The following is a 2166-nucleotide window of genomic DNA, read 5'->3' as shown; positions in this document are numbered from 1 at the left end:
CAACGGCTGTTTGCTCAAGGCCGAAGTGTTTTCTACCCCCTCTGGAGAAGAGCGCCAGACGCCGAGGCACGAATACCAGACTTGTTCACCTCCTCAGGAGGACTATGCCGATGACACGCCGGAAAATGGGGAGACCCTAGTGTTGTCCCATATTGATACCTCTTATCATATCGAACGAACTGAGAAGCCAAAAAAACACATCGGGCTTTACTTTATCAACAGTATGCTTATGTAGCTGATGATTTGTGGGTAATTGCAAGGTTGGTGGAGCGCTTACCTTGTTTTTGCGCGGCTCAGAATAGAGGCTGTTTTGTGCCGAATTTGCGGCGGTTTTTGTTTTTTAAACTGCATAAAAATAATTGATTTTATTGAATAAATTTATTTTTTTGTTTAATTCTAGTGTCGTGTTTTTGAATTTCTCAGTCTGAAGGCATAAAATAACTATCGTCATTGTCCAGCTATGGAGGCGTTGCATGACCGCTCAAACGCTTGGGTCACGCATTCGTGACAAAATTCGCAAAAGTCGGCGGATGGTTTTTCTACGTGATGATTTCGCTGCACTGGGTGGTTATGACCAAGTAGGCCGGGTGCTTCGGCAATTGGAGGTGCAGGGACGATTAGTGCGTATTGGTAAAGGCCTATACGCCAAAGCGCGCCCAAACCGTATTACAGGCAAACCAATGCTTGCAGCGCCCGGTGGCTTTGACCAAGCAGCCAAAGAGGCATTAAACCGCTTAGGAGTACAGTGGGAGCCAGCCAGTGCAGAAAAAGCTTATCAGGCGGGGCGCACACAAATTCCAGCGCGAGTGGTGGTCAGAGTCAAGGGCCCGTTTCATCGCCAGATTGCCTACGGTAAATATCGCTTAGGTATCGAGCAAGTTTCTGTATGAACATTGATTCTGGAATGTTTCCCGATGTGGCGGATGCGCTGGGAATCGACAGCCCCGCTATTGTCGAAAAAGATGTCTATGCCGTTCAGTTATTGAGTCTACTTTCAACGCTGCGCTCGGAGGCGTTTGAGCTGGTATTCGCAGGGGGTACCAGCCTAGCCAAAGCCCACCACAAGCTTTTCCGTATGTCCGAAGATATTGATATCAAGCTTGTTGCTCGCGATGGGGTAGCAACGGGCATGTCTAGAACGGCTCTAAAGGCAGAACGAAAAGCGATGCTGTCCGAAATAGAAACAGTTATCAGCCGCTCTCCGATCCTAGGGCTTGATCCCAATGCTGGAATCGTCAAGCGTAACGAGTACCGGTATGCGGAGTTTACCGTTCGCTATCCCCGTACCCAGGGCAGCATCTCTGCGCTTCGACCTGACTTGAAGCTAGACGTTGCAGCATCAGAACTTTATGAGCCCGCCGTGGCTTGTTCTGTCAGTTCCTTGTACGCCGATGTTCTTAAACTACCCCCAGAGGTAGCTTCTTTTACGGTGGTTAGCCTACCCGCCACAATTAGCGAGAAGCTGGTGGCATTGCTACGTCGCACAGCCCACGTGAATCGTGATCCTTCCCGAAAAGACGACGAAACGCTGGTGAGGCACGTCTACGATCTTCACATGGCGACAGCTGGCGGATATGACATGGCTGCATTACGCCCGCTGGTACAGGCAGTAATACAGACGGACGTGTCTCAGTTCGGCAACCAGCATACACAATTTGTCACTAGCCCAGCAGATGAGCTGCTCTATGGCCTAGGGTGCTTACAGACCAACCCCATCCATCAGGATCGCTACGAGCGTTTTATCGGCCCGCTGGTTTATCACGATGAGCCCGCGTCCTGGGATGAAGCTTTACAAACAGTGAACGAATTGGCTCAACGTCTGCTGACGTAAGGTAGGGCTGAGCGCTAAAGTCTGTTTTTCCACTACTGCGCGAGGTGCGCTTGTCAGGTTACACCCTGATTCACTGTCTGAGCCGCTTTATGCGGCTTGCTATGTAGTGACCCTCGTCTTGCTGCAGCGGTGGCAATTTGGTTGCCAACTGGTTGCCATTTGGCTGCTCACAGGGTGAAAACCATGTGAGTAATGTAAGTGCTTAATCTAATATTTTCGTGTATTATCGATGCAAGGATCTCGGGCACGGATGGAACCATGGCAAGAAGGCGCTTTATTGCTCCACTTTCTGACTCTGAACAGCAGACGCTGACCTCTGCTTATCAAGATGGTGA

The 2166-nt window shown here is 50.0% G+C and carries 3 protein-coding genes; all 3 read left to right on the top strand.

What is annotated here, in order from left to right; genetic code table 11:
* A partial coding sequence (locus tag AC13CN_RS01645) for a hypothetical protein (RefSeq protein ID WP_483052976.1) occupies positions 1–235 on the top strand: 235 nt, incomplete at its 5' end.
* Between the two features lie 238 nt (positions 236–473).
* Positions 474–890, top strand: a complete 417-nt coding sequence (locus AC13CN_RS01640; RefSeq protein ID WP_197746080.1) for a DUF6088 family protein — start codon at positions 474–476, stop codon at positions 888–890.
* Complete coding sequence (locus AC13CN_RS01635; RefSeq protein WP_172515396.1) at positions 887–1831, top strand: nucleotidyl transferase AbiEii/AbiGii toxin family protein; 945 nt, start codon at positions 887–889, stop codon at positions 1829–1831. Before AC13CN_RS01640 ends, AC13CN_RS01635 begins: the two co-directional genes overlap by 4 nt.
* Positions 1832–2166: the final 335 nt, after the last annotated feature.

This window comes from Vreelandella sp. L-25, assembly GCF_056857535.1.
Note: the sequence above shows the minus strand (reverse complement) of the source record. Positions and strands in the feature narration are given on the sequence as shown.

Coding starts and splice junctions, on each gene's coding strand:
- AC13CN_RS01635 (WP_172515396.1), top strand. CDS start 887: ATGAACATTGATTCTGGAATGTTTCCCGATGTGGCGGATGCGCTGGGA.
- AC13CN_RS01640 (WP_197746080.1), top strand. CDS start 474: ATGACCGCTCAAACGCTTGGGTCACGCATTCGTGACAAAATTCGCAAA.